The sequence below is a fragment of the Streptomyces botrytidirepellens genome (genome assembly GCF_003721215.1).
Classification (GTDB): Bacteria; Actinomycetota; Actinomycetes; order Streptomycetales; family Streptomycetaceae; genus Streptomyces; species Streptomyces himastatinicus.
This window is the reverse complement of sequence record NZ_RIBZ01000700.1, coordinates 1-6,997: the sequence shown is the minus strand read 5'-3', so window position 1 is coordinate 6,997 and position 6,997 is coordinate 1. Positions and strand designations below refer to the sequence as shown.

Genomic DNA, 6,997 nt, shown 5'->3' with positions numbered 1-6,997 from the left:
CGCACCGCGGCGGCCGCGGGGCGCGCCTGGGCCGCGGCCCCCTTCCCCGAGCGAGCCGCGGCCCTGCGGCGCGCGGCCGACGCCTTCCGGAGCCACGCCGACGAGATCGCCGACTGGATCGTGCGGGAGGCCGGATCGTCACGGGCGAAGGCCGCCCTGGAGGTGGCGGTCGCCGCCGCGGAGTGCGAGGAGGCCGCCGCCCTGCCCGCGGCGCCCACCGGTGAGCTGCTGCCCTCGACGCAGCCGCGGCTGAGCATGGCGCGCCGAATCCCGGTCGGGGTGGTCGGCGTGATCTCGCCGTTCAACTTCCCGCTGATCCTGTCCATCCGCTCCATCGCCCCGGCGCTCGCGCTCGGCAACGCCGTCCTCCTCAAGCCCGATCCGCGCACCCCGGTATCCGGCGGGGTGGTGCTCGCCCGCGTCTTCGAGGAGGCCGGGCTGCCCGCGGGGCTGCTGCACTGCCTGCCGGGCGACGCGGACGTCGGCGCGGCGATCGTCCGCGACCCGGCGGTGCGGGTCGTGTCGTTCACCGGCTCCACCGCCGCGGGCCGCGCGGTCGGGGCGCTGGCCTCCGAGCAGCTGACCCGGGCCCATCTGGAACTGGGCGGCAACAGCGCCCTGATCGTGCTGGACGACGCGGACGTGGAGGCCGCCGCGTCCTGCGGGGCCTGGGGGAACTTCCTCCACCAGGGGCAGATCTGCATGGCGGTCGGCCGCCATCTGGTGCATGAGTCGCGGTACGAGGAGTACCTCGGCCTGCTCGCCAAGAAGGCCGAGCAGCTCACCGTCGGCGACCCCTTCCGCGAACCGGTCGCCCTCGGCCCGCTCATCGACGACCGGCAGCTCGGCCATGTCGTGGACGTCGTCGAACGCAGCGTGGCCGCGGGCGCCCGGGTGGTCACCGGCGGCACCCACCGGGGCCGGTTCTACCGGCCCACCGTGCTGGCCGACTGCGGCCCGTCCGTACCCGCCTGGGACGAGGAGGTGTTCGGCCCGGTCGCGTGCGTACGCCCGTACCGGGACGACGACGAGGCCGCGGCGCTCGCCGCCGACTCCCCGTACGGCCTGAGCCTGGGCATCCTCACCGCCGACACGGCACGCGGGCTCGCGCTGGCCGAGCGGATTCCCAGCGGAATGGTCCACATCAACGACCAGACGGTCAACGACGATCCGAACGCGCCCTTCGGCGGCCTTGCCGCGTCCGGTTTCGGCCGGGTGGGCGGCGCCCGGGCCAATCTCGACGCCTTCACCGAGACGCAGTGGCTGACCCTGCGCGGCGACACCGCGCGCTACCCGTTCTGAGCCATTCCGAGCCACGGAGATTTCACGATGACCGAAACCCTCGCCGCCGTGGTGAACAAGCCCGGCGCCCCCTTCTCCCTGGAGCGGATCACCCTGGACGAGCCCCGGCCGGACGAGGTCGTGGTCCGGCTGGCCGCCGCCGGGCTCTGCCACACCGATCTGACCGTGCGCGACGGCCATCTGCCCTTCCCGCTGCCCGGCGTCCTCGGCCACGAGGGCGCGGGCGTCGTGGAGCGGGTCGGATCGTGGGTGGGCCGGGTGCGGCCGGGCGACCATGTCGTCCTGACCTTCACCTCGTGCGGTACGTGCGGCACCTGCCGCGGCGGCCATCCCGCCTACTGCGCCTCCTGGCTCCCGCTCAACCTCCTCGGGGGCACCCGCGGCGACGGCACCGCGACCCTGCGGCGCGGCGGCGATCCGGGAAGCAACGGGCTTGGAGGCAATGGGCTGGGCGGCAACGGGCTGGGCTGTCACTTCTTCGGCCAGTCGTCCTTCGCGACGCACGCGCTGGTGGACGAGCGCAGCGTGGTCAGGGTCCCGGCGGACGTCCCCCTGACCACGCTCGCCCCCTTCGGCTGCGGCATCCAGACCGGGGTGGGCGCCGTCCTGAACGTCCTGCGGCCCCGGCCCGGCAGCACGATCGCGGTCTTCGGCACCGGCGCGGTCGGGCTCGCCGCCCTGATGGCCGCCGTGCTCGGCCCGGTCCGGCAGGTGATCGCCGTCGACCGGCTCGCCCCGCGGCTGGCGCTGGCCCGGAAGCTGGGCGCCACGGCCGTGGTCGACGCCGCGGAGGAGGACACCGCGGCCGCCCTGGTCGAGCTGACGGACGGCCTCGGCGTCGACTGCGCCCTGGAGACCACTGGCCACCCCGGCGTCCTGCGCACCGCCATCGACGCGCTCGCGCCCCGGGGCGAGGTCGCGGTCATCGGGGCGCCGCCCATGGGCACCGAGGTGGCGGTCGACGTCAACGGCATGCTTCCGGGCCGCCGCATCACCGGCGTCACGCTCGGCGACAGCGAACCGGAGCAGCTGATACCGCTGATGGTCGCCCTCCACCAGCAGGGTCGGCTGCCGGTGGACCAGCTGATCCGGACCTATCCGTTCGCCCGGATCGAGGAGGCGGCGGCGGACATGACGGCGGGCACCACGATCAAGCCGGTGCTGACCTTCGAGGACGCGTGAACGACAGTGAACTATTCGGCCACACCGGCGAGGTCGCGGATGCGGCGGGCCTGGGCGGCACGCTCGGCGGCGCGCTGCTCGTCGTACGTACGGTCCGCAGCGCCCCGCAGCAGCGCCTTGGTCTCGACCACGGCGTCGCGGGGGGCGGCGAGCAGGGCCGCGGCCAGGTCCTGGACCGCGCCGTCCAGCTCGGCGGCGGGCACCACGAGGTTGGCGAGGCCGGTGCGCTCGGCCTCCTCGGCGCGGACGGAGCGCCCGGTCGCGCAGATCTCCAGCGCCCGGGCGTACCCCACGAGCCCGACCAGCGGATGGGTACCGGTCAGGTCCGGCACCAGGCCGAGGCTGGTCTCGCGCATCGCGAACTGCGCGTCCTCCGCGCACACCCGCAGGTCACAGGCGAGGGCGAGCTGGAAGCCCGCCCCGATCGCATGGCCCTGCACCGCGGCGATGGACACGATGTCGTTGCGCCGCCACCAGGTGAACGCGTCCTGGTAGGCGGCGATGATCCCGTCCAGCTCGGCGTCCGGGCGGCGGGCCATCTCCGGGAAGGACGGCTCGCCGTCGAACCCCTCGGGGGTGAACGCCTGCCGGTCAAGACCGGCCGAGAAGGACACGCCCTCGGCGCGCAGCACCACCACCCGCACGCTGCCGGGCAGCAGCGACCCCGCCTCGGCCAGCGCCCGCCACAACGCGGGCGACTGGGCGTTGCGCTTGGCCGGATTGGTCAGGGTCACCGTGGCGACCGCGTCATCGACGGTGAGCGATACGCCGTCCTTGTCGAGCAGGGTCACAGGAAGCCTCCGGTCGGCCGCAGTCAGTACAAGTGACTGCACAGTAACCACCCGGTCGAACGGACGATCAACCGGGTGGCACTGTCCACACCTGCTTCCGGTGACGAACCGCTGACGCGAGACGCGCGATCAGGCCGATGCGGCCTTCTTGCCTCGCGTCGCGCCACCGCGACCACGTAGGGACACTCCTGATTCGCTGAGCATCCGGTGGACGAATCCGTAGGAACGGCCGGTCTCCTCGGCCAGCGCCCGGATGCTCGCACCGGAGTCGTACTTCTTCTTCAGGTCTGCCGCGAGCTTTTCGCGCGCGGCGCCGGTCACCCGGCTGCCCTTCTTCAGAGTCTCGGCCACCCGTGCCTCCTCATGGGAAGTGCGCTCTGGACTCTCATGATCACCCCTAGGCGGCTTCCTGGCCACCCATTCGGCAAGACCTGTGGAGGAAGGATTCCGAGAAATGGCGCCATACGAGCCTTCGGAATCCAGGATTCCGGCGGCTTACGCCCTGTCAGTCTTTCTTGATCCGCGAAGAAAGGGCAGGTCAGGACCTATGTGCCAGAGGTTGGACGGAGAGCGACCGGCGCGCGGCACGTGCCGTGCGCCGGTCGTGGGCGGCGCGCCGCGATACCAGCCGTTCTCACTCAGATGACGGATCACGCCTAGGCCGAATGATCTACGAGGCCATGGGTGGGGGATCAGGCGGGGCCCGACGCCCGGAGGTCAGGCCAGCGCGACCAGATCCGCGTAGTCCTCGCCCCACAGGTCCTCGACCCCGTCCGGCAGCAGAATGATCCGCTCCGGCTGGAGGGCGTCCACCGCGCCCTCGTCGTGGGTCACCAGCACCACAGCGCCGGTGAAGGTGCGCAGCGCGCCGAGGATCTCCTCGCGGCTGGCCGGGTCGAGGTTGTTGGTGGGCTCGTCGAGCAGCAGGACGTTGGCCGAGGAGACGACCAGGGTGGCCAGCGCGAGCCGGGTCTTCTCACCGCCGGAGAGCACTCCGGCGGGCTTGTCCACGTCGTCGCCGGAGAACAGGAACGAGCCGAGCGTCTTGCGGATGTCGACCAGGTCGAGGTCGGGCGCGGCCGAGCGCATGTTCTCCAGGACGGTGCGGTCCGGGTCGAGCGTCTCGTGCTCCTGCGCGTAGTAGCCGAGCTTCAGCCCGTGACCGGGCGTGACCTCGCCGGTGTCCGGCTTCTCGACCCCGGCCAGCAGCCGCAGCAGGGTGGTCTTGCCCGCGCCGTTGAGGCCCAGGATGACGACCCGGGAGCCCTTGTCGACGGCCAGGTCGACATCGGTGAAGATCTCCAGGGAGCCGTACGACTTCGACAGGCCCGCGGCGGTCAGCGGGGTCTTGCCGCACGGGGCCGGGTCCGGGAAGCGCAGCTTGGCGACCTTGTCGGACTGCCGCACCTCGTCCAGGCCGGACAGCAGCTTCTCGGCCCGCCGGGCCATGTTCTGCGCGGCGACCGTCTTGGTGGCCTTGGCGCGCATCTTGTCGGCCTGCGAGTTGAGCGCGGCGGCCTTCTTCTCGGCGTTGGCGCGCTCGCGCTTGCGGCGCTTCTCGTCGGCCTCGCGCTGGGCCTGGTAGAGCTTCCAGCCCATGTTGTAGATGTCGATCTGCGAGCGGTTGGCGTCCAGGTAGAACACCTTGTTGACGACCGTCTCGACGAGGTCGACGTCATGGGAGATGACGATGAAGCCGCCGCTGTAGGTCTTCAGGTAGTCCCGCAGCCAGATGATCGAGTCGGCGTCGAGGTGGTTCGTCGGCTCGTCCAGCAGCAGGACGTCGGAGTCCGAGAACAGGATCCGGGCCAGCTCGACGCGGCGGCGCTGACCGCCGGAGAGGGTGTGCAGCGGCTGGCCGAGCACCCGGTCCGGCAGGCCCAGACTGGCCGCGATGGTCGCGGCCTCCGCCTCGGCCGCGTAGCCGCCCTTGGTCAGGAACTCCGTCTCCAGGCGCTCGTACTTCTTCATCGCGCGCTCGCGGGTGGCGCCCTTGCCGTTGGCCATGCGGTCCTCGTTCTCGCGCATCTTGCGCAGCACGGAGTCGAGGTCGCGGGCGGAGAGGATGCGGTCGCGCGCGAGGACGTCGAGGTCGCCGGTGCGCGGGTCCTGCGGCAGATAGCCGACCTGGCCGGAACGGGTGATGCTGCCGCCGGCCGGGATGCCCTCGCCCGCCAGGCACTTGGTGAGGGTGGTCTTCCCGGCGCCGTTGCGGCCGACGAGGCCGATGCGGTCGCCCTTGGCGATGCGGAAGGAAGCGGACTCGATCAGAACACGGGCGCCGGCACGCAGCTCGACGCCGGATGCGGTGATCACGGGAATTACTCCTGGGCAGGATGGACGGCGGACGGGACAGACCAGCGGGCGGGGCCGACGCCGTCTAATGCACGAGGAGAATTGCCATGCGGCTAGTTTAGCGGGGCGGGCAACCGGTTTTTCCCTGGGGTCCGGAAGCTCCCCGTCGCCCGCTGGCCCGCTCCCCCGCCTGACGCGGGCCCCTCAGACGCCGCCCGTGTGGACCTGGAAGGCCGCCCGGCGCACCGCCTTGGCGAGGGCCGGGTCGGGGTGGGCGGCGGCCAGCGCCACCAGCACCTGCACCGTACGGGGGTGGCCGACGGCCCGCACCTCCGCCAGCAGCGCGGGCACCGTGCCCTGCACCGCCGACTCCAGGTGGCGCACCAGCAGCGGGCTCTCGCCGTGGTCGGAGATGGCCGCGGCGGTGTCCACCCACAGCCAGGTGGCCTCCTCTCGGGTGAGCACGTCCAGCGCGTCCTCGGGGTCGGCGCCCTCGTGCTCGGCGAGCCACAGCAGCGCGTACGGCCGCAGGCACGATTCGTCCACGACGGCCCGCACCGCGGGCTCGGCGGGCGCCCCGGCGACCCGCAGCGCCTCGAACGCGAGCCCGCGCAGCAGCGCGTCGTCGCCGCGCGCGGCGTCCAGCAGTTCGCTGATGGCGCTGCCCACCGGGCGGGCGGCGAGCCAGGCCCGGTACTCGGCGCGGGCGGGCCCGGGGGTGAGGCCCGCGCAGCCGCGCAGCATGTCGGCGGCGGGGTGCTCGATGTTCCCGGCGGGGCTCTGGGCGGCCACGCAGATCTGCTCCAGCTTGACCCACACCGCCCAGTTGCCGAGCGCGGTGAGGACGGCGTCGCCTTCGAGGACGGTGAGCGCCCCGACGGAGGCGAGCGCGTCCAGGGCCCAGCCGAGCAGGCCCTCCAGCGCGTCGTCGTCCTCCTCGGCGCCCTCCGCCCGCTCCCCGCGAGCGGTCCCGTGGTCGGCCGGGTCCGGGGTCGCGGCGGGGTCGGCGGGGTCGTCGGCGTCTCCCGGCGCGGCCACCCCGTACGGCACCTCGCAGCGCTCGGTGCGCAGCTCCGCGACCCGCTTGCGCAGCATGTCCAGCAGCGTGGAGATCTGCACCGGGCCCGCGGACAGCTGGAGCAGCGGGAGCAGCTGCGGTACGGCCTCGACCACCTCGGCGACGGCCGTGGGCTCGGCGGTCTCCGGTGCGGGGCTGGCCAGCGACCAGGCGTCGAGCAGCGCGACCCAGCCGCGCAGCACCGCGCTGTCGTCGCGGTCCCAGGCCTGGAGCCGCCAGCCGGGGCGGGCGGTGCCGCCGTGCAGGTCGACGAGCCCGACGAGCCGCGCCCGGTCCCAGTCGGCGCGCACCTCCTCGGGGCTGCGCCCGAGCGCCGCGGCGGCGCGGGCGGCCGCCTCGTCGGACAGGG

6 protein-coding genes are annotated in these 6,997 nt (G+C 73.2%); 2 read left to right on the top strand and 4 right to left on the bottom strand.

What is annotated here, in order from left to right; genetic code table 11:
* Both EEJ42_RS36250 and EEJ42_RS36245 read left to right on the top strand, forming a co-directional pair.
* Positions 1-1,302 (top strand): aldehyde dehydrogenase family protein (locus EEJ42_RS36250; protein ID WP_123106447.1); only part of this gene is annotated, 1,302 nt, incomplete at its 5' end.
* A gap of 27 nt (positions 1,303-1,329) precedes the next feature.
* The gene (locus EEJ42_RS36245; RefSeq protein WP_123106446.1) at positions 1,330-2,484 is read left to right on the top strand and encodes an NAD(P)-dependent alcohol dehydrogenase; all 1,155 of its coding nucleotides are present in this window, start codon (positions 1,330-1,332) and stop codon (positions 2,482-2,484) included.
* Positions 2,485-2,495: 11 nt separating this feature from the next.
* On the opposite strand, the gene EEJ42_RS36240 is transcribed toward EEJ42_RS36245, so the two are convergent.
* From EEJ42_RS36240 to EEJ42_RS36225, 4 genes are all read right to left on the bottom strand, one after another.
* Entirely contained in the window at positions 2,496-3,275 is a 780-nt protein-coding gene (locus EEJ42_RS36240; RefSeq protein WP_123106445.1) for an enoyl-CoA hydratase/isomerase family protein, read from the bottom strand.
* Between the two features lie 129 nt (positions 3,276-3,404).
* The gene (locus EEJ42_RS36235) at positions 3,405-3,626 is read right to left on the bottom strand and encodes a helix-turn-helix domain-containing protein (protein WP_009718933.1); all 222 of its coding nucleotides are present in this window, start codon (positions 3,624-3,626) and stop codon (positions 3,405-3,407) included.
* Between the two features lie 366 nt (positions 3,627-3,992).
* Positions 3,993-5,591: an ABC-F family ATP-binding cassette domain-containing protein gene (locus EEJ42_RS36230; RefSeq protein ID WP_123106444.1), complete on the bottom strand. Its 1,599-nt coding sequence runs from the start codon at positions 5,589-5,591 to the stop codon at positions 3,993-3,995.
* A gap of 183 nt (positions 5,592-5,774) precedes the next feature.
* The gene (locus EEJ42_RS36225; protein ID WP_123106443.1) at positions 5,775-6,995 is read right to left on the bottom strand and encodes a hypothetical protein; all 1,221 of its coding nucleotides are present in this window, start codon (positions 6,993-6,995) and stop codon (positions 5,775-5,777) included.
* Between the last annotated feature and the right edge of the window lie 2 nt (positions 6,996-6,997).